25 protein-coding genes are annotated in these 24,891 nt (G+C 64.4%); 16 read left to right on the top strand and 9 right to left on the bottom strand.

Features of this window, described 5'->3' with window-relative positions:
• Window positions 1-5 precede the first annotated feature (5 nt).
• Complete coding sequence (locus A6A04_RS23610) at window positions 6-158, bottom strand: DUF5989 family protein (protein WP_407670270.1); 153 nt, start codon at window positions 156-158, stop codon at window positions 6-8.
• Window positions 159-413: 255 nt separating this feature from the next.
• On the opposite strand from A6A04_RS23610, the gene A6A04_RS13345 reads away from it, so the two are divergent.
• Window positions 414-1,394 carry an SGNH/GDSL hydrolase family protein gene (locus A6A04_RS13345; RefSeq protein WP_156612596.1) on the top strand — a complete coding sequence of 327 codons (981 nt, stop codon included), beginning with the start codon at window positions 414-416 and terminating at the stop codon, window positions 1,392-1,394.
• A gap of 39 nt (window positions 1,395-1,433) precedes the next feature.
• Window positions 1,434-2,858, top strand: a complete 1,425-nt coding sequence (locus A6A04_RS13340; RefSeq protein ID WP_082914906.1) for an MBOAT family O-acyltransferase — start codon at window positions 1,434-1,436, stop codon at window positions 2,856-2,858.
• 171 nt (window positions 2,859-3,029) lie between these two features.
• Here A6A04_RS13340 and A6A04_RS13335 read toward each other — a convergent pair whose 3' ends face one another.
• Window positions 3,030-4,301, bottom strand: a complete 1,272-nt coding sequence (locus A6A04_RS13335; RefSeq protein WP_172822773.1) for an O-antigen ligase family protein — start codon at window positions 4,299-4,301, stop codon at window positions 3,030-3,032.
• Between the two features lie 148 nt (window positions 4,302-4,449).
• Between A6A04_RS13335 and A6A04_RS13330 the strand changes: the two genes are divergently transcribed.
• Entirely contained in the window at window positions 4,450-5,955 is a 1,506-nt protein-coding gene (locus tag A6A04_RS13330) for an MBOAT family O-acyltransferase (protein ID WP_068493662.1), read from the top strand.
• Between the two features lie 10 nt (window positions 5,956-5,965).
• On the top strand, window positions 5,966-6,898 hold the full coding sequence (locus A6A04_RS13325; protein ID WP_068493660.1) for a hypothetical protein: 933 nt from the start codon (window positions 5,966-5,968) through the stop codon (window positions 6,896-6,898).
• A gap of 10 nt (window positions 6,899-6,908) precedes the next feature.
• Here A6A04_RS13325 and A6A04_RS13320 read toward each other — a convergent pair whose 3' ends face one another.
• Complete coding sequence (locus A6A04_RS13320; protein WP_068493658.1) at window positions 6,909-7,814, bottom strand: FkbM family methyltransferase; 906 nt, start codon at window positions 7,812-7,814, stop codon at window positions 6,909-6,911.
• 289 nt (window positions 7,815-8,103) lie between these two features.
• Here A6A04_RS13320 and A6A04_RS13315 point away from each other — a divergent pair, with 289 nt between their 5' ends.
• The 9 genes from A6A04_RS13315 to A6A04_RS13280 are packed head-to-tail and all read left to right on the top strand — an operon-like array spanning window position 8,104 to window position 15,216.
• A complete protein-coding gene (locus A6A04_RS13315) occupies window positions 8,104-8,490 on the top strand; it encodes an SxtJ family membrane protein (protein WP_068493656.1) in 387 nt (128 codons plus the stop codon).
• A gap of 12 nt (window positions 8,491-8,502) precedes the next feature.
• A complete protein-coding gene (locus A6A04_RS22705; RefSeq protein WP_172822772.1) occupies window positions 8,503-8,655 on the top strand; it encodes a DUF5989 family protein in 153 nt (50 codons plus the stop codon).
• An 11-nt stretch (window positions 8,656-8,666) separates the two neighbouring features.
• Window positions 8,667-10,454, top strand: coding sequence for a carbamoyltransferase family protein (locus A6A04_RS13310; protein ID WP_068493655.1), 1,788 nt, complete (start codon window positions 8,667-8,669; stop codon window positions 10,452-10,454).
• A complete protein-coding gene (locus A6A04_RS13305; RefSeq protein WP_068493653.1) occupies window positions 10,451-11,455 on the top strand; it encodes a class I SAM-dependent methyltransferase in 1,005 nt (334 codons plus the stop codon). The genes A6A04_RS13310 and A6A04_RS13305 overlap by 4 nt, the downstream gene beginning before the upstream one ends.
• The gene (locus tag A6A04_RS13300; protein WP_068493652.1) at window positions 11,452-12,558 is read left to right on the top strand and encodes an SGNH/GDSL hydrolase family protein; all 1,107 of its coding nucleotides are present in this window, start codon (window positions 11,452-11,454) and stop codon (window positions 12,556-12,558) included. Before A6A04_RS13305 ends, A6A04_RS13300 begins: the two co-directional genes overlap by 4 nt.
• 11 nt (window positions 12,559-12,569) lie before the next feature.
• Window positions 12,570-13,337: a 3-deoxy-manno-octulosonate cytidylyltransferase gene (locus A6A04_RS13295; RefSeq protein WP_068493650.1), complete on the top strand. Its 768-nt coding sequence runs from the start codon at window positions 12,570-12,572 to the stop codon at window positions 13,335-13,337.
• Between the two features lie 11 nt (window positions 13,338-13,348).
• Window positions 13,349-13,594, top strand: a complete 246-nt coding sequence (locus A6A04_RS13290; protein ID WP_068493648.1) for an acyl carrier protein — start codon at window positions 13,349-13,351, stop codon at window positions 13,592-13,594.
• The gene (gene gph, locus A6A04_RS13285; RefSeq protein WP_068493646.1) at window positions 13,595-14,260 is read left to right on the top strand and encodes a phosphoglycolate phosphatase; all 666 of its coding nucleotides are present in this window, start codon (window positions 13,595-13,597) and stop codon (window positions 14,258-14,260) included.
• Window positions 14,257-15,216 (top strand): phosphoglycerate dehydrogenase, encoded by a 960-nt coding sequence (locus A6A04_RS13280; protein ID WP_068493644.1) that lies wholly within the window; start codon window positions 14,257-14,259, stop codon window positions 15,214-15,216. Before gph ends, A6A04_RS13280 begins: the two co-directional genes overlap by 4 nt.
• On the opposite strand, the gene A6A04_RS13275 is transcribed toward A6A04_RS13280, so the two are convergent.
• Genes A6A04_RS13275 through A6A04_RS13260 form a run of 4 tightly spaced genes read right to left on the bottom strand, consistent with a single transcriptional unit; the run spans window position 15,208 to window position 18,915 of the window.
• Entirely contained in the window at window positions 15,208-16,164 is a 957-nt protein-coding gene (locus tag A6A04_RS13275) for a Gfo/Idh/MocA family protein (RefSeq protein WP_068493642.1), read from the bottom strand. The two genes, A6A04_RS13280 and A6A04_RS13275, sit on opposite strands and share 9 nt — an antisense overlap.
• Window positions 16,139-17,200 carry an NAD-dependent epimerase/dehydratase family protein gene (locus tag A6A04_RS13270; RefSeq protein WP_068493641.1) on the bottom strand — a complete coding sequence of 354 codons (1,062 nt, stop codon included), beginning with the start codon at window positions 17,198-17,200 and terminating at the stop codon, window positions 16,139-16,141. Before A6A04_RS13270 ends, A6A04_RS13275 begins: the two co-directional genes overlap by 26 nt.
• Window positions 17,200-18,444: a class I SAM-dependent methyltransferase gene (locus tag A6A04_RS13265; protein ID WP_068493639.1), complete on the bottom strand. Its 1,245-nt coding sequence runs from the start codon at window positions 18,442-18,444 to the stop codon at window positions 17,200-17,202. The genes A6A04_RS13270 and A6A04_RS13265 overlap by 1 nt, the downstream gene beginning before the upstream one ends.
• A 12-nt stretch (window positions 18,445-18,456) precedes the next feature.
• Window positions 18,457-18,915: a cupin domain-containing protein gene (locus tag A6A04_RS13260; RefSeq protein ID WP_068493637.1), complete on the bottom strand. Its 459-nt coding sequence runs from the start codon at window positions 18,913-18,915 to the stop codon at window positions 18,457-18,459.
• A 136-nt stretch (window positions 18,916-19,051) separates the two neighbouring features.
• On the opposite strand from A6A04_RS13260, the gene A6A04_RS13255 reads away from it, so the two are divergent.
• The 3 genes from A6A04_RS13255 to A6A04_RS13245 are packed head-to-tail and all read left to right on the top strand — an operon-like array spanning window position 19,052 to window position 22,163.
• Window positions 19,052-20,923, top strand: coding sequence for a polysaccharide biosynthesis protein (locus A6A04_RS13255; protein WP_068493635.1), 1,872 nt, complete (start codon window positions 19,052-19,054; stop codon window positions 20,921-20,923).
• A complete protein-coding gene (locus A6A04_RS13250) occupies window positions 20,920-21,582 on the top strand; it encodes a YggS family pyridoxal phosphate-dependent enzyme (RefSeq protein ID WP_068493633.1) in 663 nt (220 codons plus the stop codon). The genes A6A04_RS13255 and A6A04_RS13250 overlap by 4 nt, the downstream gene beginning before the upstream one ends.
• A 5-nt stretch (window positions 21,583-21,587) precedes the next feature.
• On the top strand, window positions 21,588-22,163 hold the full coding sequence (locus A6A04_RS13245; RefSeq protein ID WP_068493631.1) for a DUF2459 domain-containing protein: 576 nt from the start codon (window positions 21,588-21,590) through the stop codon (window positions 22,161-22,163).
• Between the two features lie 57 nt (window positions 22,164-22,220).
• On the opposite strand, the gene A6A04_RS13240 is transcribed toward A6A04_RS13245, so the two are convergent.
• Window positions 22,221-23,093 carry a polysaccharide deacetylase family protein gene (locus tag A6A04_RS13240; RefSeq protein WP_068493629.1) on the bottom strand — a complete coding sequence of 291 codons (873 nt, stop codon included), beginning with the start codon at window positions 23,091-23,093 and terminating at the stop codon, window positions 22,221-22,223.
• A complete protein-coding gene (asnB, locus tag A6A04_RS13235; RefSeq protein WP_068493627.1) occupies window positions 23,090-24,847 on the bottom strand; it encodes an asparagine synthase (glutamine-hydrolyzing) in 1,758 nt (585 codons plus the stop codon). The genes A6A04_RS13240 and asnB overlap by 4 nt, the downstream gene beginning before the upstream one ends.
• Window positions 24,848-24,891 lie beyond the last annotated feature (44 nt).

Below are 24,891 nucleotides of genomic sequence, written 5' to 3'. Positions count from 1 at the left end.
CCGGCTCAGAAGGGAGTGTAGCGGAATGGAGTCATGGAACTGCCCGGGTTCAGGACAGTTACAAGCAACAGCAAGACAACAACAAGCAGAACGGGCATCAGCCAGTACTTTTTGTTATTCCGCAAGAACTGGCCGTATTTATTGAGAAACGAAGACATCGCACCCATCTATTCCGCCGAACATCGCTGAGCTAACAATTTTAACAAAGAAAGTCAACGGTTTTTGGGGAAGCCCCCGACATCAAGTCATGACCAGATCGTTCACGGTTGCACCCAGGCACGTTCGATGATAGGCCTAGCGGGAACTGCCGACTCTTAGCAAGGCTCCCTTTTGCACGGCATCGCGTCGCGACCGGAGCATCAAGAGTTCACACAGATCGCCAGGGACATCCCAGCGCTGCAGGAAAGGAAATCGTGGTGAACAGCGAGCGCGTCGTCATGAGGGTTTTCACCCTTGCCCTCTCCATCGCGCTCGCCATTGGCGCCGGCGAAATTCTCCTTCGCGTCAAGAACAGCTCCATGCGCAATTACGACATGGAAATGTGGAAGTATTCGCGCGAACTGAAGCAGCGCCTCGATAATCCTGACCTTCCCTTCACCCATGTGACATCGAGGACGGCGCAACTGGAAAGTGTCGAGATTCGCCTGAACGAGGTCGGCCTGCGCGGCGCCCCCCTTGACCCCGCGCCACAGGGTGGCCGGCGAATTCTGTTCATCGGCGGCTCCACCACATTGGGCTGGGGCGTGGCGGAAAGCGACACCGTTTCGGCTCGGGTTGAACGGATGCTGACGGAAGCTGGCGAGAAGGCGCAGGTCCTCAACGGTGGTGTCGCCAATTACAACGCCCAACGTTACGTCACCCGCTTTTTCCAGGAACTCGCCCCGCTTAAGCCAACCGATATCGTCGTCAATTTTTTCCACCGCGACGCCGAGGATTTGAAGGTCGAGCGCGCCAATCCCCTCCTTCGCCACAGCCAACTGGCCTATACGTTGTGGCTGGCAAGCCAGAGGCTTTTCGAGCGCCCGGACGAACAGGGCATGGCGGAGCACTACCGCAAGGTTTATGATAAAAATTCCCACGGCTTCCAGGTCATGCGCCAAAAGCTGAGAGAACTTTCCGAATACGCCAAGAGCAATGGCATCAGAATTTACCTGACCGCGTCTCCAGACGTTCACAACCTTGTCGATTATAAATACGGATTTATTCATGATATAATTCATGAAATCGCCAATGAAGATGGCTATACCTTCATTGACCTGCTGCCAAGCATGAAGGGCAGGTCCGCCGAAAGCCTGTTCGCCATGCCCGGCGATCCGCATCCCAATGCCCTTGGGCACCAGTTGATGGCGGAAGCCATCTTCCCTGTTATTCATCAACCGCCTGCCAACAAATAGGCGGCAGCAGGCCACATAAGCGCGGTGATGGAGACGTAGATGCTTTTTAGCACACCTGTATTCTTCGTATTTTTCGCGATTTACTTTGTGCTGCACTTCTTCACACCCGCCCGGTTTCGGATCTATCTGATCATCGCCGGAAGCACCTTCTTTTATGGCTGGTGGAAGCTTGAATACATTTGGCTTCCATACGCCCTTACCGGCATGGTCATGCTCGGCGCATCCTGGACCGTCGCCAAGGACTCAAGAGAATCACGCGACATCAGGATGATTGTTGCTGTAACAATACTATTTCTTCCACTTGTTATTTATAAATATACCGATTTTATCTACAGAGATATCATTGGATCAATATTCGGATTCAGCGGAAATCTCCTCGACATACCCCTGCCCCTCGGCATTTCTTTCGTTACATTCACCCTGACGGCCTACCTGGTGGATATCACCCGCGGCAAGTTTCCCCTGGTCCGCTCCATCCCCATGATGTTGGCCTATGTTCTTTTCTTTCCCCATTTGATCGCGGGCCCGATCCTGCGTCCCGTCGAATTGATTCCCCAGTTGGAGCATCCAAGGCCAGCCAGCTTTCGACGGCTGATCGTGCCGGTGGCGATCTTCACCAGCGGACTACTAAAGAAGCTGGTCATCGCCGATCAGGTCGCCGAAGTGGTGAACGCTATTTATGCCCAGCCGGGCGTGCCTGACGCTCCGCATGCCATTTTGGCGGTCGTGGCCTTCGCCGTGCAAATCTACTGCGATTTCAGCGGCTATACCGATATGGCCATCGGACTCGCCCTGATGCTGGGCATTCGATTGCCCAACAACTTCGCCCGTCCTTATGCCGCCACGTCGATCAGCGATCTATGGCGACGCTGGCATATCACCTTGACCCGCTTTCTGATGGATTTCGTCTATACGCCGCTGTCGCTAAGGCTGACCCGATTCGCGGCCATGCGCCGCTATCGCAAATGGGGAAGCTTCGCCCTGGCGGTGGCAATCCCGGTCAATGTCACCTTCCTGGTATCGGGCATCTGGCATGGCGCCGGATGGAATTTTGTCTTGTTCGGCGTCATTACCGGCATCGCCATGTCCATTAATTTCGCCTGGAGGCTGGCCAAGATGCCGGTCCTGCCACCGACCCTGGCATGGTTGTTGACCATGCTGGCCTTCCTGCTCAGCCTTGCCGTGTTCCGTGCCCGCAGCCTTTCAGGCGCGTTGGACATGGCCATGGCTCCATGGGTGGGAAGCTGGCAAGGGACGCTGCCGCTGATTGAGGGGAATCTCCTACCGATCCTGCTGATCGCGGTCTTTGCCGTTACCCACCGTTTCGATGATCACCGCCGGATCAAGGCGATCGTGCGCAAGGTCAGGCCCGAGCTGGTGTGGACGGGCATCGCCTTCTGCTGGATCTTGGCCATCACCATGAGCCAAGGCAGTTCCGCCCAGTTCGTCTATTTCGACTTCTGATACCGACATGCGATGAGAGGAACTCATCGCATGTCGGGTAGGCCCAAGGGGCCGCGCGCCCGCCAGCTCCGCTGGCAAGCGGTTGATTGCATGCGGAGCATGCGTGGCGCGGGAGGCAAGGGTTTCGGAGAAACCCGCCAGCCGTCCGAGGGCCGTGTTGATCGGTTCCGATCAACACGCTTTGGCATAAGGTGGCTGCAGCACGGCAACGGCCACCAGCGCGGAAAGCCACAAGGCCGACAGCCACCAAATCTGCCAGATGCCATATCCGGCCATGGCCACCATAGCGGATGTGGCAATCACCGCCAGCGCCGTGCTCGTCCCAGGATCGGCACCGCCACGAGCACGCAAGATGGCCACCACCATCCCACAGAACAGGAACGCGCCGACGGCGCCAAGCTCGACCCAGACCTGAAGCACGAAATTGTGGGGGTGCAAGGGAAGCGCCTGGAGTTGCATGACGCAGACCCGCCCAGGCTTGCAATTGGTGGCCTCTTCCCTTGGTTCATCCACGAATTTCAAGGTTACGGGGATATCGTCCTCGCCGCCGGGAAGTGCCCGCGACGAGTCCAGACCCCAGCCCAGCAGCGGCCGTTCATCGATCCGCTGGCCCGTGAATTGCCATATGGCGAGACGATGCAACCCGGATGGTGGAATCTGCCTGATTTTCTGGGCGATGTCCCAGGTATTGGGAATGGACGATGCCAGACCGCCCACGGCAAAGCCGATGACAAGACACGACGCCAGGATCATCCGCACCGCCCTGGGGAACCACCAGGCCACCGCCAAGGCCACGAAGCCGACCACGGCGGCCACCAGACCGGTATTGCTGTTGGTCACCCAGATGATGACGAAGGCCGAGACCAGGACAAGCCCGGCACGCCGGTACCACCCCCGCATCCAGCAAGCTCCCACACACAATACTGCCCAGATGGCAGCCAGGGTCGCCGATGCTTTTGGAGCACTGAAGGCGTGGCCCTGAGCGATGGGCTTGCCAACCATGGCATGCAGGAGGCGGGACACCATCATGCCGTCCATATGGTCGCTGAGCGCGATGACCGCGCAAGAAATCAGGCCAAAGATCATGGCCAGCAATATCCGGTCGGCCGCCGCCCCATCCAAGGCGCGGAAATACCCGAGGCCCAGACACCCGGCCAAACCAAGGCCCAACAATTCCGCCGATTTCGGCAGCGCCAGTCCCGGTGTCGAGGCCCAAACGGCCGAAGCGACACACCATATGAGCAAGGCGGCCGTCCAGGCCAGCCACCCGCGGGAGGACGGAAAGCACCATTGCTTCTGGAACAGGCCCCAAAGGCCGAGCAGGGCAATCAGGATCAGCAGAATGATCGTTCCGCGAAAGGCAAACAACGCCACGAACGGGGCCGCGCCGACCAGCAGGGGCGCGGGGATGACTTGCTTCACGTTCTCCATGGGCGCGATCACGATCCTGGCGAGAGGTAATGGTTCGGAATCCGCGAAGAATAGCCGGAACCACCAGGAGCGCAAAGGCTGGGATTTCCCCAAGGTTCTTGACCGTCCGCGGGTACCGCGTCCATAAGCTTGGGTCGGTGTCATGGGGTGGAGAAGGCGTTTGCTTTTCAACAGCTTCGAGTTTCTGCTGCTCTTCTTGCCCGCCGCCTTCGCGGGCGCGCTGGTGGCCCAGCGCGTGGGGGGATGGGCGCTGAAGGCCTGGCTGTCGGCGGCATCGCTGGTGTTCTACGCCTTCTGGTCCACCAGCTTCGTCTGGATTCTGCTCGCCTCCATCAGCGTCAACTATCTGCTGGTCCAGGGCGTGCTGGGCGCCGCCCCGGGATCAAGCCGCCGCCTGGCCATCGCCACCTTGGGCATCGTCGGCAATCTGTGCCTGCTGGGCTGGTTCAAATTCGCCGGATTCCTGGCCTTCAACTTTAACGCCCTTACCAGCAGTGCCATCGACCTGGGCCAGATCATCCTGCCGCTCGGCATCTCGTTCTTCACCTTCCAGAAGATCGGCCTGCTGGTGGACGCCCAGCGCGGCGACATCGACGAAGTGTCGTTCATGGACTACCTGACCTTCGTCACCTTCTTCCCGCAGTTGATCGCCGGTCCCATCGTGCTGTTCCCCGATGTGCACGACCAGTTGCGCACCCCCGGACTCATCGGCATCCGCACCGAGCGGGTGCAGGCGGGGCTGTCCCTGTTCGCCCTGGGCCTGGCCAAGAAAACCCTGATCGCCGATGCCATGGCAGCCATGGCGACGCCGGTGTTCAACGCCGCTCAAAAAGGCACCTCCCTCTCCTTCGCCGAGGGCTGGACCGGGGCGTTGGCCTATAGCTTCCAGATCTATTTCGACTTCTCGGGCTATTCCGACATGGCCATCGGCCTCGCCTGGATGTTCGGCATCGCCCTGCCCTTCAACTTCAATTCCCCTTACAAATCCACCAGCATCATCGATTTCTGGCATCGCTGGCATATCACCCTGTCGCGCTTCCTGCGCAGCTATCTCTATTTCCCCCTGGGCGGTAATCGCAAGGGACCGCGCCGCCGTCTGGTCAATCTGATGGCGGTGATGCTGCTGGGCGGGCTGTGGCACGGCGCCGCCTGGACCTTCGTTGCCTGGGGGGTGCTGCACGGCCTGTATCTGGTGGTCAACCATCTGTGGCGCGACCTGCCCAAGGCCTGGATGCCTCCGGTTCCCGCCTGGGCGGCCAAGGCGGCGGCCTGGGCCGTGACCTTCCTGGCGGTGGTGGTGGCCTGGGTGCTGTTCCGCGCCGACAGTTTCGCCGCCGCCCAGGCCATCCTGGCCGCCATGGCGGATGTCGGCGGCATCAAGGCCATGCTGAAACAGGGGCTGCCGGAAGGCACCATGATCCCCAATGGCGCCCAAGTGGTGCCGTGGCTGGCGGGTGCGCTGGCGGTGGCGCTGGTGCTGCCCAATACCCACGACCTCCTGGGAAGCCGTGTTCCCACCGTGGGGCAGCCGCTGGATGCCAACCGGCACTGGCGCAAGCTGGACTGGCGCCCGACCATGGCCTGGGCCGGTTACGTGGCGGCATGCCTGGCGGGGGGAATCCTCAGCCTGTCGCAGCCGCAAGTCTTCATCTATTTCCAGTTCTAGGGGGAGAGGAATGCGCTATATCGCCGCCGTCCTCGGGTTCCTGGCCATTGCCCTGGGGCTGGTCTTCGCCGCCACCTGGTGGGTGGACCCCTATGGCTATTTCGGCCGGATGCCATTGGGGCTGTACGACGTCACCCTGGCCCGCCACGTCAAGGCCCGTATGATCTCCATCCAACGGCCCGAGGGCGTGCTGATGGGATCTTCGACCATGATGGGCGTGTTCCCGAACCGAATATCCGGTTGCCGCCTCTACAATGCCGCCTTCCCGGGCGCACGGCCTTCCGAGCTTGCCTATATGGCGGAGGCCTTCCTGCCGCCCATGGAACTGGCTGTGATCGGCCTGGATTTCTTCGCCTTCAATGCCTCCACCGAATCGGATTTCCTCCATCCCAGCTTCGGCACGATGACTCTTGCCAAGACAGCGGCGTATGCCCTGTCCTTTGATGCCATCCGCCAAACCCGCTACACAATCAAAACCTGGCGCAAGCAACGTCCCGCCTTTTATGCCGATGATGGATCGGCGCCTGCCGCCTTGGCCTTTTGGGAGGAATACCAGGCCGGTCAGCATTCCGCCGAATTGACCGAGGCAGGCCTTGATGGCGTGGTCCGGCTGCTGTTTGGCAACTGGCGCTATTCCGTGACCCAGGTTGTCGCCCTGGAGCATTTGCGAGACGTATTGGCCGCACGCGGCGTGAAGGCCGTTGTCTATATAAACCCCATGGGTCCAACCCTGACGGCTAGGTTGGAGGCTTTGGGTCTGGTCAAGGATTTCCAGCAGTTCCGAGCGGACATCCGCCGGATATTCCCCGAATCCATCGACTATTCCGACCGCATCACCGAGCCCGAACGGTTCTACCCCGCCGATCCCATGCATTTCCCGCCTGACACCGGGACCCTGATGGTACGGCAATCACTGGAGCATGCAGGGCTATGTCGACGGTGACGCCGTCCATTCACACCGGAATAGTCGAGGCGATTCGGGGCAGCAGCAGGAGATTGTGGCAGACCTCACCCGGCTCCTCCGTTAGCGGAACAAGCTGCAGGAATGGATTGGCCGGGGTCGGGGCCGGAACCATGAACACGTGATAATCGGGAAAGGTCTCCACATACCACATGAACGAACGGCCCAGCTTTCTCAGTCGCGTGGAATGAGCCTCCACCAGCATGGCTGGCCGGTGACGGGCAAAAGTCTCGCGGGCGCCATCGATAATCAGCGGCTCGAAACCTTCCGTGTCCATCTTGATGAAGGAGATTCGCGACGGCGGGTCCAGGGTGATCATCAACTCATCCAGCCGCCGCACCGGTAACCGCTCGACGGCATAGTTCTCGGGATGGCGCTCCATATGGTCGGTGCCGAGGAAGCTGGAGGTTCCTTCCATGCCGGCACCACCGCGGTTCACATGCATTTCCAACTCAGCGTTTTCCGCCCCCAAGCCACAGCGGACAAGAACCACGTTGTCCAATCCGTTCAGGGCGCAATTCGCCGACAGCCGCTCCGCCATGGCAGGAACCGGCTCGAACGCAAACACCTTGCCCTGGGGTACGGCCTTGGCCATGGCGACAGTATGCAGCCCGACATTGGCGCCAATGTCGAGAACGGTGTCGCCCGGCCGGACCAACCCGGCCAGCAGCCAGCTCACCTCGGATTCAATGCGTCCGTCGGCGAAGGTCACGATTTCGCGGCTGGGTGAACGCAGTGCCAGATAGGACCCTGCCGGGGCGACATAGCGGGCACCCTCGCGATCAACCACATGGTGGGAAACGTAGAAAGGATTGGTAAATCCCGCCAGTCGCAGCCGATAGCGGGAGAAACGCCCCGCCAAGGACGCCAGACGGCCGATCACGGGATGCTCAAGCATGGATAGGAGTGTCTGTTTCAGTCCCATGGCACCAACACTCTCGTCTTGTCGTGGCAACTGTGAATGAACGGCAGGTCCGTTGGCTTGGGCCTGGGCGAGTTGAAGGCAGACCATGGAGAGCCGTCGCCTCATTGTCAACCTCGTGCCAAGGCCATCCTCGTCATGGCTTGGCATACACCTACATGCCCCCCTGGAAATCTTTGGGGTTTGATGCTATTCACCGGCCGGTAGCCTCAAGCGGCCATGTGTCGCGGTCAATAATTGGGTCTTGGCCCTTAGGAATCCACCCATGGCAGTGCGCCAGACCAATCGTGCCTTCGGACTGACCTTCGCCGCCGTGTTCGCGGTGATCGCGGCCGTGGGCTGGCTGGTGTTCGATGCAAGGCTGATCTGGGCGCTGGAGGTTTCGGCGGTATTCGCCGTGGTCGCCCTAGCGGCGCCCCTGGTCCTGTTGCCGCTCAACCGGCTGTGGGCGGTGCTGGCCGGTGGGCTGGGCCATGTGAACAACCACCTGATCCTCGGCCTGTTCTTCTATGGCTTCGTCACGCCGGCGGGCCTTCTGATGCGCCTGATCGGCAAGGACCCCATGACCCGTGGCATCGATCCCGCCGCCGCTTCCTATCTGACGCCGGTCGGGCGCAAGGCCGGGGCCGAAACCTACCGCGACCTTTTCTGAGAGTTTGCCGCGATGCTGAATCTCCTTGGGCAGCTGTTCAAGTTCATGCGGGTCTACCGCAAATTCTGGATGGCCCCCCTGATCCTGGGGCTGCTGCTGCTGGGGCTGTTGCTGATCGCGGCGCAGAGCACCGCCATCGCTCCCTTCATCTACGCCATCTTCTGACGGCCGAGCGCATGATCGTCCTTGGCATTTCGGGTTTCTACCACGACAGCGCCGCCGCCCTGGTTCAAGACGGGGTGGTGATCGCCGCCGCCCAGGAAGAGCGCTTCACCCGCGTCAAGCATGACGCCGGGTTTCCCGCCCATGCGGTGGAATACTGTCTGGCCGAGGCCGGGGTGACGCTGGATCAGGTGGATTGGGTCGCCTTCTACGACAAGCCGCTGCTGACCTTCAATCGGCTGCTGGAGACCTATCTGGCCTTCGCGCCCAAGGGCCTGACCTCCTTCGTCAAGGCCATCCCGGTCTGGGTGAAGGAAAAGCTGTTGCAGAAGGACATGCTGCACAAGGGCCTGGAAGGCCTGGGCAAGGGCGCCGTGGCGCCGGAAAAGATTCTGTTCGGCTTCCACCATCATTCCCACGCCGCCAGCGCCTTCTACCCCTCGCCCTATGAGAGCGCTGCCGTGCTGGTGATGGACGGGGTCGGCGAATGGGCCACCACCACCATCGGCCACGGCCGGGGCGCCGCGCTGGACCTGATCTCGGAAATCCGTTTCCCCCATTCCCTGGGGCTGCTCTATTCCGCCTTCACCTATTACCTGGGCTTCAAGGTCAACGAGGGCGAATACAAGATCATGGGGCTTGCCCCCTATGGCGAGCCGAAATATGTCGACCTGATCCGGAAGCACCTGATCGACATCAAGGATGACGGCAGTTTCCGCCTGGACATGCGGTATTTCGACTACTGCACCGGCCTGACCATGACCAACGCCGCCTTCGCCGAGCTATTCGGCGGCCCGGCGCGCAAGTCGGGCGAGCCACTGACCCAGAAGCACATGGACCTCGCCCGCTCGCTGCAGGAGGTAACGGAAGAGGCGGTGCTGCGCCTGGCGCGGACCGCGCATGCCCTGACCGGCGAGAAGAACCTCTGTCTGGCGGGGGGCGTGGCGCTCAATTGCGTCGCCAATGGCCGTCTGCTGCGCGAAGGCCCGTTCGACAACATCTGGATCCAACCCGCCGCCGGTGATGCCGGCGCCGCCCTGGGCGTGGCCCTGGCCGTCAGCCACGAGATGGCGGGCATCCCCCGCAAGGTGAATCCGGGTGACGCCATGAAGGGCTCGCTGCTGGGGCCGGAATTCCCGCGCGAACAGATTCTGGAGATGATCGCGGCGCGCGGCGCCACGGCGGTGGAACTGTCCGACGACGAGTTGTTCCCCACCGTGGCCGCCGCCATCGCCGAGGAAAAGGTGATCGGCTGGTTCCAGGGCCGCATGGAATTCGGCCCCCGGGCCCTGGGCAACCGCTCCATCATCGGCGACGCCCGCAGCCCGCGCATGCAGTCGGTGCTCAATCTCAAGGTCAAGTACCGCGAGAGCTTCCGCCCCTTCGCCCCCATCGTGCTGAAGGACGATGTCGGCCAGTTCTTCGAGCTGGAGGGCGAAAGCCCCTATATGCTGATCGTCGCCCCGGTCCGCGAGGATCGCCGGGTGGCGCCAGGGCCCGAGGAGGCTAGCCTGTTCGGCATCGAGAAACTGAAGCTGGTGCGCAGCGACATTCCCGCCGTCACCCATGTGGACCATTCCGCCCGCATCCAGACGGTGGATTCGGGGCGCAATCCCCGCCTCGCCCGCCTGCTGGAAAGCTTCAAGGCCATCACCGGATACGGCGTGTTGGTCAATACCAGCTTCAACGTCCGCGACGAGCCCATCGTCTGCACCCCCGACGATGCCTGGCGCTGCTTCATGGGGACCGAGATGGACATGCTGGTGCTGGGCAATTTCGTTCTGCGAAAGGCTGAGCAATGAGCGCTCTCGCCCCCTTCTCGCCCCGCATCCTGCCGCTGCTGAAGGCGCCCGGCAAGAGCGACGACACCCATCTGGTGGTGGAGGATGGTGCGCTGCGCTGTGCCGAGACCGGTGAGCGCTTCGAGTACCTGCGCGGTATTCCCTCGCTCTACCATCCCTCGCCCGAGGAAGGCGCCGACGTCACCGCCCGTATCCGGTCCTTCTACGAGGAAACGCCGTTCCCCAGCTATGAAGGGCTGGAGGAGTTCGGCGAATTGGTGGCCAAGGGGCAATCCAACCCGTTCTCGCGCAATCTGCTGGAGGCGGTGGGCTACAACAAGACGGTGCTGGAATGCGGCTGCGGCACCGGCCAGCTCAGCCATTTCCTCCAGTTGAACAACAACCATACCCTGGGCATCGACCTGTCGCTGGCCTCGCTGGGATTGGCGGTGGAGCACAAGACCCGCAATCAGCTGACCCGGGCCAGCTTCTGCCAGATGAACATCTTCGAGCTGGCCATCAAGGACAACAGCTTCGACGTGGTGATCTCGCACGGCGTGCTGCACCATACCTTCGACGCGCGCCGCGCCTTCGGCAATATCGTCAAGAAGGCCAAGCCCGGCGGCATCGTCATGGTCGGCCTCTACAACAAGCCGTCGCGCTTCCCCACCTGGCTGCGCTCCAAGCTGATCCGCGTCCTCGGCCCCAAGATCGACTATGTGGTCAGGAACCGCATCCGCGACGCCCGCAAGGCCGATGTCTGGATCAAGGACCAGTACTTCAATCCGCACGAGACCTGGCATTCCATCGACGAGGTCTTGGGCTGGTTCGACGAGAACGACATCGAGTTCCTCAATTGCTCGCCCGCCATCCTGGATACCGATGGCGAGAGCGCGCCCGGCCTGTTCGACAAGACCAGCCCCGGCAATGCCTATCAACGCGCGGTGACCCAGCTGTCCTGGCTGGCCACCATCGCCCGCGAGGGCGCCCTTTTCGACGTGATCGGCAGGAGACGGGCATGAGCAGGCCAAGACGCCACCGTAATTCCGAGCCGCAGACGTCATTCCTGGGCGCCGTGGCAGCGCTGGGTTTTGGTCTGCTGGTCCTGCTGGTGGTCGCCGAGGTGGCGTTGCGGATTTTGATGCCGCAATGGCGGGAATTCTATTCCGGCTGGTTCATGACCGAGATTTCGGTGCCCGGTCATTCCAACGTGACCGTTGGAGTCGCGGGCTTCGATGGCTATTTCTCACAGAATAATGGTGATTTCCGCAGCCATATGCGGATCAACGGCTTCAACCTGCGCAATGACGAACCGGTGGCCGCCGCCGATGGACGGCTGTGGGTGATCGGTGATTCCATGTCGTTCGGCTGGGGCGTGCAGCGGGACGAGATGTATTCCAGCCGTTTGGCTGTCGAACTCGGCGTTCCCACCTACAATGTCGCCGGGCCGGGGTCCAATGTCTGCGGCTGGCAGTCGCTGTATGCCCGCATGCCCAAGGATGTCAGGCCGTCGGCGGTGGTGGTGGGGCTGACGGTGGAAAACCGGGTCGGTATTTTTGACTGCAAGGCCGCGGCCATGGACGCCAAGCCTCCTGTCCCGGAACGCATGGAACTGGGCAGTCTGGCCAACCCAATCATGATCAAGCGCTGGTTCACAAGCCACTCGGCGCTTTACAATTTCTTTGCCGTTTCCTTGAAACGGGTCGGACTGGGCGAGGCACTGTTGACCAGACTGGGCGTCATCGTCGATCCCAACGCATTGATGACCCATGGCCGCGATGTCACCAGGGGGGCCGAGATGGTTGCGTCCACCGCCACCGAGTTGGCCAAGCTGCGCGCCATGATTCCGGCGGACGTGCCCTTCGTTGTGGCGGTGTTCCCCGCGCGCTATGAAATCCGCGACGATAACGAATTCTACTCATCGCTGCGGACCGGCATGCATGCCGAACTGGCCCAGCGCGGTATCGCATCCATCGACCTGCTGGCCGATTTCAAGGCCGCCGGGTGGCAACCGACCCATTTCGCCCATGACGGCCACTGGTCCGCCCTGGGCCACAAGGTAGCCGGTGCCGCGATTTCCAAGTGGCTGGTCGAGAACAAGTTCGTTCCTCCCCGTTCGCAGTAAGGGCTTTTGTCATGGCCAAGATCGTCGGTCTCGTTCCCGCCCGCATGGCAGCCAGCCGTTTCCCGGGAAAGCCGCTGTTTCCGCTGCTGGGTCGCCCCATGCTGGAACACTGCTTCCTGCGTGCCGCCAAGTTCCCCCGCTGGAACGCGCTGGCGGTCTGCACCTGCGATGTCGAGATCAGCGATTTCAGCGCCAAGAAGGGCTTCCCGGTGATCTGGACCAAGAACACCCATACCCGTGCCCTGGACCGGGTGGCCGAGGCGGCGGGCCGAGGCGGCGTCGATCTCGGCGCCGACGACATCGTGGTCTGCGTCCAGGGCGACGAGCCCATGCTGCGGCCCGAGATGATCGAGGCGGTGGTCCGTCCTTTCGACGAGGACCCATCGGTGAAGGGCACCATGCTGGGGGTCCACATCACCGACGAGTCGCTGTGGCGCAACCCCGATATCGTCAAGATCATCCACGACCTCAAGGGCAATGTGCTCTATACCTCGCGCAGCCCCATCCCCTATGCCAAGACCTTCTCGCCCGACCTTGGCGCCCGGCGGGTGGGCGGCATCTTCGCCTTCCGCTGGTCGGCGCTGCGCTGGTTCACCGAGACACCGGAATCGCCGCTGGAAAAGAAGGAATCCTGTGATTCCAACCGCATTCCCGACAATGGCTGGTTCCAACGGCTGGCGCCGTTCCCCGCCGTCACCTATTACTCGGTGGACAGCCCGGCGGATGCCGATCTGGTGGAAGCGGCCCTGGCGGCCGATCCACTGTGGGGAACCTATTGAGGAGTCCAACCGTGGCAAGCTATGACGAGGTCAAGGCCCGCCTTCAGGCCGTGTTCCACGAAGTGTTTGACGACACTTCCATCGAACTGTTCGATGAGATGACTGCCGAGGACGTGGACGACTGGGATTCGGTCAACCACATCACCCTGGTGCTGTCGGTGGAAAAGGAATTCGGCCTGAAACTGAAGGTGGGCGAGATCGCCAAGCTCAACGACGTGGGCGCCATGATCCGCATGCTGATGGAGCGGGTTCCTTAAGTGGGCGCCCTGGCCGTCGTCTTCGACCTGGACGGAACCCTGATCGACAGCGCGCCCGATGTGCGGGCCGCGCTCAACCGTCTGCTGGCCGAGGAAGGGCGCCGTCAGCTGAGCCTGCCCGAGGTCCAGGAATTGGTGGGCGAGGGCGCCTCGGCCCTGATCGAGCGGGCCTGGGCGGTGACCGGCGACGCCGCCGCCGAGACCGGGGTCAAGCCGCTGGTGGAACGCTATCTCGCCCATTACCGCGCCCATCCCGCCGACCACACCCATGTCTATGACGGCGTGGTGGCGGAACTGGAGCGCCTGCGCGCCGCCGGGATTCCGCTCGGCATCTGCACCAACAAGCCGCACCGCATGACCGAGATCGTGCTGGATGCCCTGGGACTGGCCAAGCATTTCGCCGCCGTGCTGGGTGGCGACTTTCCCCGCCGCAAGCCCGATGGCGAGCATATCCGCGAGACTCTGCGCCGCATGGGCGCCGAGGGGCGAACCGCCGTCTATGTGGGCGATTCCATCACCGATGTGAGGGCCGCCCGCGACGCCGGTCTGCCGGTGGTGGCGGTCTCCTACGGCTATGCCCGCATGCCCCCCGAGGATCTGGGCGCCGACATCCTGATCGACCGCTTCGCCGATCTCGGCCCCGCCATCGCCAAGGTGCTGGCATGAGGGTCGCCGTCGCCTCGCGCTCGTTTTCCAAGCATCCGGTGCTGCGCGCCGAACTGCTGGCCCGCTATCCCGACGCCAGCTTCAACGACGCGGGCAAGAGTCTGGCGGGCGCCGATCTGCTGGAGTTCCTCAAGGGCCATGACGGCGCCGTCACCGCCCTGGAGCGGGTGGATGACGCCCTGCTCGACGCCCTGCCCGATCTCAAGGTAATCGGCAAATACGGGGTCGGCCTCGACATGGTCGGCCTGGAAGCCTTGAGGCGGCGCGGCATCCGACTGGGCTGGACCGGCGGCGTCAACCGCCGCTCGGTCTCGGAGCTGGTGATCGCCATGGCCATCAGCCTACTGCGCCATGTGCCCAAGGGCAATCTGGAGGTGCGTGCCGGGGGCTGGCGCCAGTTGCAGGGCCGTCATCTGTCCGAGAAGGTGGTGGGCATCGTCGGCTGCGGTCATATCGGCAAGGACCTGACGCCGTTGCTGAAAGCCTTCGGCTGCACCGTACTGGCCCACGACATCCGCGACTTTCCCGATTTCTATGCCCGATACGAGGTCGAGGCGGTGGGGCTGGACGAGTTACTGGCCCGCGCCGAGGTAGTCACTCTGCACCTGCCCTATGACGCCTCCACCGCCAATATCCTGTCGGCCGAGCGCCTCGCCCGGATGCGGCCCGATTCGGTGCTGATCAACTGCGCCCGGGGTGGGCTGGTGGACGAGGCGGCGCTGAAAGCCATGCTGATGGACGGAAGGCTGGCGGCGGCCGGGCTGGACGTCTTCGCGGGCGAGCCGCCCGAGGATCGCGAACTGCTGGCCCTGCCCAATCTGCTGGCCACCCCCCATATCGGCGGCAGCGCCGAGGAGGCGGTACTGGCCATGGGCCGCGCCGCCATCGACGGGCTGGAAAACGCGGCGGTTCCGGAGCCGGGGACCGAGCCGTGGCGGGCGGCGGGTCTAGCCTGAGACTCGCGCCAGGATTCTGACCACCCTGACCCCCAGGGCCAGCGAGACGCGATCGCGACTGCCCGAGCGCACCGCCTGGACGAACAGGCGCAGCGCCCGGCTCAGGGGCAATTCCCCGTCCACCGGCAAGGCCTCGCCCGGCCCGATCGGCCAGGCGAAATCATCGGTTGGCGGATGACGAGTCAGCTTCGGGTTGGCGAGGTCATCGAGCACCAGCACCCCCGCCTCGCCATGCAACGCGATACGGCGGCGCTTGGTAGGCATCAGGCTGCCGCAGCGGATCACCGCCTCGACTCCGCCCTCGAACCCCAGCGACAACCGCGCCAGCGCGCCGATGCCGCCGTCGATCTCCTCGCGCCGCTCGTGGATGCCGGAACAGCTCAACGGGTCGGCGCCCATCAGGTCGAGCACCAGCGCCACGTCATGGGCGCCCCAGTCCCATAGCGGCTCCACCCCGGCGCGGAACGGTCCATGATTGCCCGCCTCGGCCCGGAGAGCCCGAAGAGCGCCGATAGTGGGCAGCGCCGCTTTCAGCACCGCCCAGCCGGGCTGGAACAGTTGGGTGTGCTCGACCCAGGCCAGGATGTCGGCAGAATCGGCGGCGGCCAGGATGGAATCGGCCTCGGCCGGGTCCAGGGTCAGCGGCTTTTCCACCAGTACCGGCTTGCCCGCCCGGATGGCAGCCAGGGCGATCTCGGCATGAGTGGCGGGGGGAGTGACGATCACCACCGCGTCCACGTCGGACGCGGCGACCACGGCGCGCCAGTCGGCCTCGACGACGCATCCCGGCGGCACCAGGGCGACGGTCTCGGGGTTCGAGGAGGCGACGCGGGTCAGCACCGTGCCGTCCAGGCCAGAGATGGTCTTGAGATGGATGCGGCCCCAGCGCCCGGCCCCGATCAGGGCCAGGCGGATGGGGGCTTCACTGCGCGCCGGTATAGACGCCATCGGCCCAGGTCAGGAAGCGGCGCAGACCCTCGTCCAGATCGACACTGGGATCGAACTTCAACTGCAACCGCGCCTTCTTGATATCGGGGCAGCGGCGGTTGGGTTCGTCGGCGGGATAGGAATCCGGATATTCGATGATGTTGTAGGTCACCGGATTGCCCGACACCTTCTGGATGCGCTGCACCAGATCCACCATGGAGATTTCCGGCTTGGGATTGCCGATATTATAGGCCTCGCCCGCCACGCCGCGCAGGATCACCAGCAGGAAGCCCACCATGGCGTCGGTGATGTAGCAGAAGGTGCGGGTCTGGTTGCCCGAGCCGTAGACGTTGAGCGGCAATCCCGCCTTGATCCGGTTGGCGAAATTGGGCAGCACCCGGTAATCGGTTTCCTGCATGCCGGGGCCGAACACATTGAACGGGCGGATGGTGTTGGTGGCGGTGCCGTGCTCGCCGTGGAAGATGTAGCACAGCGTCTCGCCGACCCGCTTGGACTCGTCATAGCAGGCGCGCGGCCCCTGGCACGACACATGGCCGCGATAGCTTTCCGGGGTGGGCACATGCTTGGGGTCGGGATCGCCGTAGATTTCCGAGGACGAGAAGAAGGTGAAGCGCGCCTGGTGGTCGTTGGCCAGTTCCAGCATCCGCCTTGTGCCGGTGATGGCCACTTCCAGGGTCGCCAGGGGATGGGCGCGATAGTAGAAGGGGCTGGCGATGCCCGCCGCGTGGATCACATAGTCCAGCTTGCCCTTCCACTTCAGCGGCTGGATCACGTCGTGCTGGAGGAAGGTGGTGTGGGGATAATCCGCCACGACCGAGCCTTCCTTGCCCGCGGTGATCAAATTGTCCGCCGCCACCAGGGTCACCGGCTTCTTCAGCACCTTGGCATTGAGATGGGCGAAGATTTCCATGAAATAACGGCCGAGGAAGCCGCGGCCGCCGGTCAGCAGCACGGTCTTGCCCGCGAAGTCGTGGGCGGTGTCGCCCAGGCGCTCGCAGATCTCGGCGATATCGGATTGCAGCAGAAACTCGGCCATCACACGACCTCGACCTTGGGAATGGGAATGATGAATTTGCCGCCCGCCTGGGCGAAGGCGGCGTTCTTGTCGATGATGGGCCTAGCGAAATTCCAGGCCAGGATCACCAGATAATCAGGCTTCTTCTCGGCGATGGCGGCAGACGACAGCACTGGGATATGCATGCCCGGAGTGAACAGCCCCTGCTTCAGCGGGCTGTCGTCGATGATGAAATCCACCAGATCCGGGCCGATGCCGAAATGATACATCAAGGTGGTGGCCTTGGCCGGCGCGCCGAAACCGGCGATGCGCTTGCCCTGGGCCTTCAAATCGCGCAGCAGCCCGTTCAACTGGCCGCCCAGCGCGTCGATATCGCGGGAGAAGGCGCGCAGCGTCTCGGCCTTGTCCAGGCCCAGGCGTTCCTCCTCGGCCACGGCGATGGCTACCGACTCGCCCACCGTGTGGGGGCCGCCCTTCAGCTGGGCGATGCCGCGCAAGGAGCCGCCATGGGAGTCGACCCGGATGGCTTCCACCAGTTCCATGCCCTTGGCGGCGAAGAACCGCACCAGCGGCTTGACTGAATGGTAGTCCAGATGCTCGTGGTAGATGGTGTCGAACAGGGTATCCCGGACCACGTCCACCAGATAGGACACCTCGAATACGAAGACACCGCCCGGGGCCAGCAGGCCACGCACCCCATCCACCACGCCCGACAGATTGTCGATATGGGCGAAGACGTTGTTGGCGGTGATCACCTCGGCCTTGCCCCGGGTGGCGGCGATCTCGCCCGCCAGATCGGGACCAAAGAAGCCGCAATGGGTCGGAATGCCCTTGGCGGTGGCGGTGGCGGCGATCTCCTGGGCGGGATCGATGCCGAGCACCGCCATGCCCGCCTTCTGGAAGAAGGACAGCAAGGTGCCGTCATTGGAGCCGATATCGATCACCAGCCCGCCGGGGACCGGCTTGAAGCGCTCCATCACGAAATCGGCATAGCGCTCGAAATGCTTCACGAAGACCGGCGAGGTGCCCGAGACATAGACGTAATGCTCGAACAGCACCTTTGGGTCGACCACGTCCAGCAGTTGGACATGGGCGCAGTCCTCGCAGAAGAACACGTCGAGCGGAAAGCGCTCCTGCTCCACCGCCAGCTCTGCGGCCGGGACGAAGGCGTTGGCGGGCGGCGTCGGCACCAGCGCGACCACTGGCGACAGCGCCGTGGACCCGCACAGGCGGCAGGTGTCGCGGCGATGATGATTGGCGCTCATATCCGCCGCCGATTAGGGATTAATGGCCGGAATACGGACCACATCGGCCTCGTAGACGTCCTGGGAACGGGAGTTGCGGCCCCAGGTCAGGAAGGTGGAGTCCACCGGAAACACCATGGCGTGGTCGACCATGGGGCCGGTGAAGAACAGCTCGCCCTTCTTGATGACGAATTTCTTGGGAGCCTCGTCGCTGCCGTGGGGGCGCTCGTAATATTCGATCTCGCCGTCGACCACATAGCAGAAATGCCAGTCGCTGCGATGGTAATGGTTGGCGCGGACCGCCCCCTTCTTGGAGGTGATCATGACGCAGCTTTCCATGGGCATGTCCACCAGCGGCTGAATGACGCCGCGCTCGTCCACATGGGGCTTCTCCAAGGGCACCACCACCGTCTTGGGCCAGGTGGCCCTTTCCACCTCGGTCAGCGGGCGGATCTTGGGGTGCAGTTGGTGATGGTCGTGGTCGGAGCACATGGGACACAATCCCCTATCCTTGGGAAACTGGGCTGGTTCTATCGCGGTTTGCACGCCGAAACAAGGACGGCCGTTCGTGACAGCGGCGTAAAACGGGGCTAAACAGGGAGCCGAGTTGGACCAGCCGTGGTGGGGAATGAAGGAAATTCTGTCGCGCGCCCATGTGGCCTTCGCCCATGACGTGGTCATGGCGGCGCTGTCCTTCGTGCTGGCGCTGTATCTCCGCCTGGGCGATGGCATGGACCGCTATTGGAGCAATGGCGACCTCGCCCTGGGCGCCGGGCTGTTCACCGCCGTGGCCATTCCGGTGTTCCTGTCGCAGAACCTCTATCGCGGCGTCTGGCGCTATGCCTCGGTCAGCGACATGATGGCCCTGATCCGCGCCGCCACCCTGGCGGTGCTGATCTTCATGGCGGTGCTGTTCCTGATGACCCGGCTGCAGAGCCTGCCGCGCTCGGTGCTGGTCATCAACTGGTTCGTGCTGCTGACCCTGCTGGGCGGGCCGCGCTTCCTCTATCGCACCTTCAAGGACAAGGTCCAGGCCGCCCGCGCCGCCCGCAGCGGCGCGGTTCCCGCCCTGCTGGTGGGCGCGGGCGACGAAGCCGAACTGTTCATCCGCGCCACCCGATCCGACCAGGCGGAATACCGGGCGGTGGGCATCCTGGGCGAGCGCGGCGGCCGGGTGGGGCGCAATATCCACGGCATCGACGTGCTGGGCAGCATCGACCAGTTGGACGAGGTGCTGGCGGAACTCAAGCGTCGCGGCCAGGCGCCGCTACGCCTGATCATCACCGACCACCGCCTGGACGGCGCCGTGGTGCGCGACCTGCTGGACGCCGCCGACCGCCTCGGCCTGACCCTGGCGCGCATTCCCCGCCTGACCGACCTGCAGGACGGGGTCGAGGACAAGCTTACCCTTCGCCCCATCGCGGTGGAGGATCTGCTGGGCCGTCCGCAACTGGCGCTGGACCGGGCGGGCGTGCAAAGCCTGATCAAGGGCCGCCGGGTGATGGTGACTGGCGCGGGTGGCTCCATCGGCTCGGAACTGGTCCGCCAGATCGCCGAGTTGGAGCCCGCGCGGCTGGTGCTGTTCGAGGCCTGCGAGTTCAATCTCTACGCCATCGACCAGGAACTGTCGGGCCGGGGCGGCGCCCGCGAGGTGGTTCCCGTGCTGGGCGATGTGCGCGACGCCCAGCGGATGCGCTCGGTCATGGCCCAGCACCAGCCGGAACTGGTGTTCCACGCCGCCGCGCTGAAGCATGTGCCCATGGTGGAATACAATCCGGACGAGGGCATGCTGACCAACGCGGTGGGCACCCGCATCGTGGTGGATGCCTGCCTTGAGGCCAAGGTCGGCCTGATGGTGCAGATTTCCACCGACAAGGCGGTCAATCCCACCAATGTCATGGGCGCTTCCAAGCGGGTGGCCGAGATGTATGCCCAGGCCCAGGACCTGGCCCAGACCGGCGGCACCCGCTTCGTCACCGTGCGCTTCGGCAATGTGCTGGGCTCCACCGGCTCGGTGGTGCCGCTGTTCCAGAAGCAGTTGGAGGCAGGCGGCCCCATCACCGTCACCCATCCCGACATGACCCGCTATTTCATGACGGTGAGAGAGGCGGTGGAACTGGTGCTGCAGGCCTCGTCCTTCGGCGCGCTGCATCCCGATTTCCGGGGCAAGATCTTCGTGCTCGACATGGGCGAGCCGGTGAAGATCGTCCATCTCGCCCGCCAGATGATCCGGCTGGCGGGCCTGCGCCCCGACGTCGACGTCAAGATCAGCTTCACCGGCCTGCGCCCCGGCGAGAAGCTGTTCGAGGAAATCTTCCACGGCGCCGAGCCCCCGGTCGCCACCGAGCAACCGGGCATCCTGGTGGCGACGCCCCGCGCGGTGGATGCCGAGGAACTGGGCCTGGCCCTGGACGACCTGTCCCAGGCCTGCCGCGCCCATCGCCCCGAGGCGGCGCTGGCCATCCTCAAGCGGCTGGTGCCGGAGTACCAGCCGTCATGATCGGGCAGGCCCTCGCAACCGTGAAGGCCCGCATCGCCGACGCCGCCCGCGCCGCCGGGCGCGACCCGGACTCGGTGACCCTGGTGGCGGTGAGCAAGACCCATCCGGCGGAAGCGGTGGCCGAGGCCATCCGGGCCGGGCAGAGGGTGTTCGGCGAGAACCGGGTGCAGGAGGCCAAGGCCAAGTTTCCGGAGTTGAAGGAAGCCCATCCCGATCTGGAACTGCACCTGATCGGGCCGTTGCAGACCAACAAGGTCAGGGACGCGGTGGCGCTGTTCGACGTGATCGAAAGCCTCGACCGCCCCAAGCTGGTCCGCGCCCTGGCCGACGAGATGGTCAGGGTCGGCCGCCGGCCCAGACTGCTGATCCAGGTCAACACCGGCCGCGAGGCCCAGAAGGCCGGGGCCGATCCCGACCATGTGGACGGCCTGATCCAGGTCTGCCGCCAATACGGCCTGACCATCGCCGGGCTGATGTGCATTCCCCCGGCCGAGGCCGATCCCTCCCCCCATTTCCGGATGTTGGCCGAACTGGCCGCCCGCAATGGCCTTGCCGTGCTCAGCATGGGCATGAGCGGCGACTATCCGGTCGCGGTGCAAGCGGGCGCCACCCATGTGCGGGTGGGCTCGGCCATCTTCGGCGCCCGCGATTACGGTTGAGTCACATGCGGCGCTGGCTGGTCCCGCTGCTTGCGCTGCTATGGAGCCCGGCCCTCGCCGTCGATCTCCAGGTTTCCAGCAATGGCTGGCATACCGGGCTGGTGATCGCCCGGGCCGATATTCCATCGGGGATGCTTCCGGAACTGGAGGCTTTCGGGCCGGAGGTCAAGTGGTTCGAGATCGGCTGGGGCAGCGCCGAGTACTATCCGGTGCGCGATCCCGGAGTGTTGGATACGCTTCGCGCCATTTCGGGCAGCGCGGCGGTGCTGCATGTGGCGGGGCTGGATATCCCGGCGGCGGACCGGTTCCCGTCCATGGAGTTGGCGCCACTGTCACTGACGGCCACTCAGTTCGTCCGCCTGATCAGCCGCCTCGACGCCACCATGGACCGCAAGGGCGGCGGTCTGGCGGTCTCCCGCGCGGGACTTTACGACTTCAGCCTGTTCTTCCCCGCCAAGGGCCGCTTCACCCTGGGCCATACCTGCAACGCCTGGACCGCCGAGGTGCTGGCCGAGGCGGGGGCGCCGGTCAGCGCCGATGGCGTGCAGCGGGCGGAAGAGCTGATGCGGCAGATCAGGTAGGGATGCTCTCCATTTGCCCCCCTCCCGACCTCCCCCCGGCATAGCCGGGGGAACTCCTTACGTCTCCCTCCCCCGGCTCTGCCGGGGGAGGGTTGGGGTGGGGGCCAATCCGTCCAGCATCCGCCGCTGCTTGCCATAAAGCAGCGCCAGGGCGCCGTCGCAGGCCAGGGCCTGCCAGTCCCGGCTGGCCGCCAAATCCACATGATCGCCGCGCAAGGCCAGCGGCGGCGTTCCCCGTCCATTGGCGCCGCGCACGCCCGAGCGGCAATAGCGGTGGTGACGGCCGATCTCGGCCAGGGCGGCGGCGTCGATGCTGGCGATGTCGCCGAAAGTGTAAGCGAACCAGTCGGGCACCGCGCCCAGCCGCGCCGCCAGCATGCCGGCGGCGCCCTCGATCTGTTCCGCCCGCTGGTCGGCGGGCAGCCCGGCGAGGCGGAGATGATCACGGGTGTGATTGCCGATGGTGTGACCCAGCGCCCGCAACCGCTCGATTCCCGCCCAGTCCATCAGCGGCTCGGGGGCGGCACGCTGGCCGCGCAGCACATTGCGCGATACCGCCTCGGCCTGGGCCTCGCCGGAAAGCTCGATCAGTCCGGGGCAGACGAAGAACAGCGCCTTGGCCCCCAACGGCGCCAGCACCGTTTCCGCCACCGCCAGATTGGAGGCGAAGCCGTCGTCGAAGCTCAGCAGCACCGGCGCAAGGCCCCGGTTCGGCCCGCCCCCGGCCAACCGGCCTTCGGCCTCGGCCGGGGAAATCAGCCGCCCGGCCCGCGCCAGACCCTCGACCAGAACCCGGAAGGACTCCCGCTGGCCGGACGGGATGTCGTGGAACATCAGGACATGGAAGGCGCCAGCGGGGCGCGGAACCACCGGCGCCGCCAGCCGCCACAGCACCGAGGCCGGAGCCGCCAGGGCATCGCGCAGGCTCACGATACCCCCGTCTGCGCCGTATAGACCCGCCGGGCCCAGCCGCGCAGGCTGGTCTCGCCCAACCATTGCGCCACCGGCACCGAAAAGCCGGTCTTGGGCCGGTTGAGGATGGATTCGGGCAAAGCGGGGGCGGCGCACAGCGCCATGTCGCGCTTGGTGGGCGCCCGATCCCCGGCATGCAGCGCCAGCACGCCGCGCAGCAGGGCGGTGTCCACCAGCGGCACCCGGATTTCCAGGGAGTGCGCCATGCCCGCCCAGTCGGCGTCGCGCAGCAGCTGGTTGCGCATATAGAACTGCATTTCCAGGGCCGAAATGGCCAGCAGATCGTCGGCCATGCCCTCGGCCGCCTCGGCCAGACGCAGGCGGGGGCTGAGGGCCTCCAGCCCGGCGGCGGCCATGTCGGGGTCCATCACTTGGTCCAGTTCCCACGGCATGAACAACCCGCGCCGCAGCAGATAGGCGTCGGACAGCGAGGTGCCGTATTCCAGCACCCCCGCCAGCTTGGGCGAGGCGAAGCGGCCGACCAGTCCGGCGCTGACCAATCGCAGGCCGCGCCCCAGGGCGGGAATCCCCGCCAGCGGCTTCAGCCGCGACACCATTTTCGGGATCTCGCGGAAGGTGTTGTATCCGGCAAACAGTTCATCGCCACCCAGGCCCGACAGCGCCACCTTCAGCCCGCAGCTGGCGGCGGCACGGGCGACGAACCAGACATTGACGCCGTCGATGGAGGGCTGATCCATATCGGCCAGGATGCGCTCGCGCTGGGCGGCGAAGTCGCTGCCGGGAATGCGGACGGTATGATGGTCAGTGGCGAAATGGTGGGCGGCCAGTTCGGCCAGTGGCACTTCGTCGGCTTCCGAGCCGCTGAATTCGGAAAAGCCCAGGGTGACACTGAGCAGGCGGCCGGGCGCGGCCCGCGACGCCATGGCGGCCAGGGTGGTGGAATCGAGGCCCGCCGAGAGGAACACGCCCACCGGCACGTCGGCGATCAGGTGATGGGCGACCGAATCCTCCAGCGCCGCCTTGAGGTCGACGCCCGCCACCGGCTGGGGATGGCGCAGTTCCGCCCCCAGGTCGAAGAAACAGCCGGACTCGCGCCCGCCGTCCTGGTCCCACCATTCCCAGGTGCCTGGCTTCAGGGCGCGGATGCCCCTGTACAGGGTATGGGGCTCGGGGACATGACCCCACAGGAAGAAACCGGCATGCCCGGCCGGGTCGGGGCGGGTGTCGACCTTGCCCCCCGCAAGCAGCGCCTTGACCTGCGAGGCCAGCCGCAGGGTCTTGCCGTCATCGGCGAGATAGAGCGGCTTGATCCCCAATCCATCGCGGGCCACCAGCAGGCCCTTCTTGCGCTCGTCCCAGATGGCCAGAGCGAACATGCCGCGCAAGGACCCCAGCATGGCCGGACCTTCGCGGCGGTACATCTCAAGGATGACCTCGGTATCGGAACTGGAGCGGAAGCGCACCCCCTGGGCTTCCAGCCGCTTCCTCAGGAAACGGTAATTATAGATCTCGCCGTTGAAGACGATAACGGCGCCCCCGTCCTCCGACGCCATGGGCTGGGCACCCGAGGGCGACAGATCGATGATGGACAGACGCCGATGCCCCATGACGATGCGGCCGTAATCGCCCAGCCAGGCGCCCTCGGCATCGGGGCCACGCTGGCGCATGGCGTCGCGGATACGCAGCAGTTCCATGGGATCGACCAGATGGGCATCCGGCCCATGGGCGAAAATGGCGGCGATGCCACACATGCGGGCGGGCTACTCCGGCGGCCTTGACTGCCGCCAGCCATAGC

It is taken from the genome of Paramagnetospirillum marisnigri (genome assembly GCF_001650715.1).
GTDB classification, from domain to species: Bacteria; Pseudomonadota; Alphaproteobacteria; order Rhodospirillales; family Magnetospirillaceae; genus Phaeospirillum; species Phaeospirillum marisnigri.
This window is presented reverse-complemented; position numbering and strand designations above follow the sequence as displayed.

Bases quoted from the DNA above. Each gene is read 5' to 3' on its own strand.
- A6A04_RS23610 (WP_407670270.1), bottom strand. From the start codon at position 158: ATGTCTTCGTTTCTCAATAAATACGGCCAGTTCTTGCGGAATAACAAA.
- A6A04_RS13340 (WP_082914906.1), top strand. From the start codon at position 1,434: ATGCTTTTTAGCACACCTGTATTCTTCGTATTTTTCGCGATTTACTTT.
- A6A04_RS13325 (WP_068493660.1), top strand. From the start codon at position 5,966: ATGCGCTATATCGCCGCCGTCCTCGGGTTCCTGGCCATTGCCCTGGGG.
- A6A04_RS13320 (WP_068493658.1), bottom strand. From the start codon at position 7,814: ATGCTTGAGCATCCCGTGATCGGCCGTCTGGCGTCCTTGGCGGGGCGT.
- A6A04_RS13315 (WP_068493656.1), top strand. From the start codon at position 8,104: ATGGCAGTGCGCCAGACCAATCGTGCCTTCGGACTGACCTTCGCCGCC.
- A6A04_RS22705 (WP_172822772.1), top strand. From the start codon at position 8,503: ATGCTGAATCTCCTTGGGCAGCTGTTCAAGTTCATGCGGGTCTACCGC.
- A6A04_RS13310 (WP_068493655.1), top strand. From the start codon at position 8,667: ATGATCGTCCTTGGCATTTCGGGTTTCTACCACGACAGCGCCGCCGCC.
- A6A04_RS13305 (WP_068493653.1), top strand. From the start codon at position 10,451: ATGAGCGCTCTCGCCCCCTTCTCGCCCCGCATCCTGCCGCTGCTGAAG.
- A6A04_RS13300 (WP_068493652.1), top strand. From the start codon at position 11,452: ATGAGCAGGCCAAGACGCCACCGTAATTCCGAGCCGCAGACGTCATTC.
- A6A04_RS13295 (WP_068493650.1), top strand. From the start codon at position 12,570: ATGGCCAAGATCGTCGGTCTCGTTCCCGCCCGCATGGCAGCCAGCCGT.
- A6A04_RS13280 (WP_068493644.1), top strand. From the start codon at position 14,257: ATGAGGGTCGCCGTCGCCTCGCGCTCGTTTTCCAAGCATCCGGTGCTG.
- A6A04_RS13275 (WP_068493642.1), bottom strand. From the start codon at position 16,164: ATGGCGTCTATACCGGCGCGCAGTGAAGCCCCCATCCGCCTGGCCCTG.
- A6A04_RS13270 (WP_068493641.1), bottom strand. From the start codon at position 17,200: ATGGCCGAGTTTCTGCTGCAATCCGATATCGCCGAGATCTGCGAGCGC.
- A6A04_RS13265 (WP_068493639.1), bottom strand. From the start codon at position 18,444: ATGAGCGCCAATCATCATCGCCGCGACACCTGCCGCCTGTGCGGGTCC.
- A6A04_RS13260 (WP_068493637.1), bottom strand. From the start codon at position 18,915: ATGTGCTCCGACCACGACCATCACCAACTGCACCCCAAGATCCGCCCG.
- A6A04_RS13255 (WP_068493635.1), top strand. From the start codon at position 19,052: ATGAAGGAAATTCTGTCGCGCGCCCATGTGGCCTTCGCCCATGACGTG.
- A6A04_RS13250 (WP_068493633.1), top strand. From the start codon at position 20,920: ATGATCGGGCAGGCCCTCGCAACCGTGAAGGCCCGCATCGCCGACGCC.
- A6A04_RS13245 (WP_068493631.1), top strand. From the start codon at position 21,588: ATGCGGCGCTGGCTGGTCCCGCTGCTTGCGCTGCTATGGAGCCCGGCC.
- asnB (WP_068493627.1), bottom strand. From the start codon at position 24,847: ATGTGTGGCATCGCCGCCATTTTCGCCCATGGGCCGGATGCCCATCTG.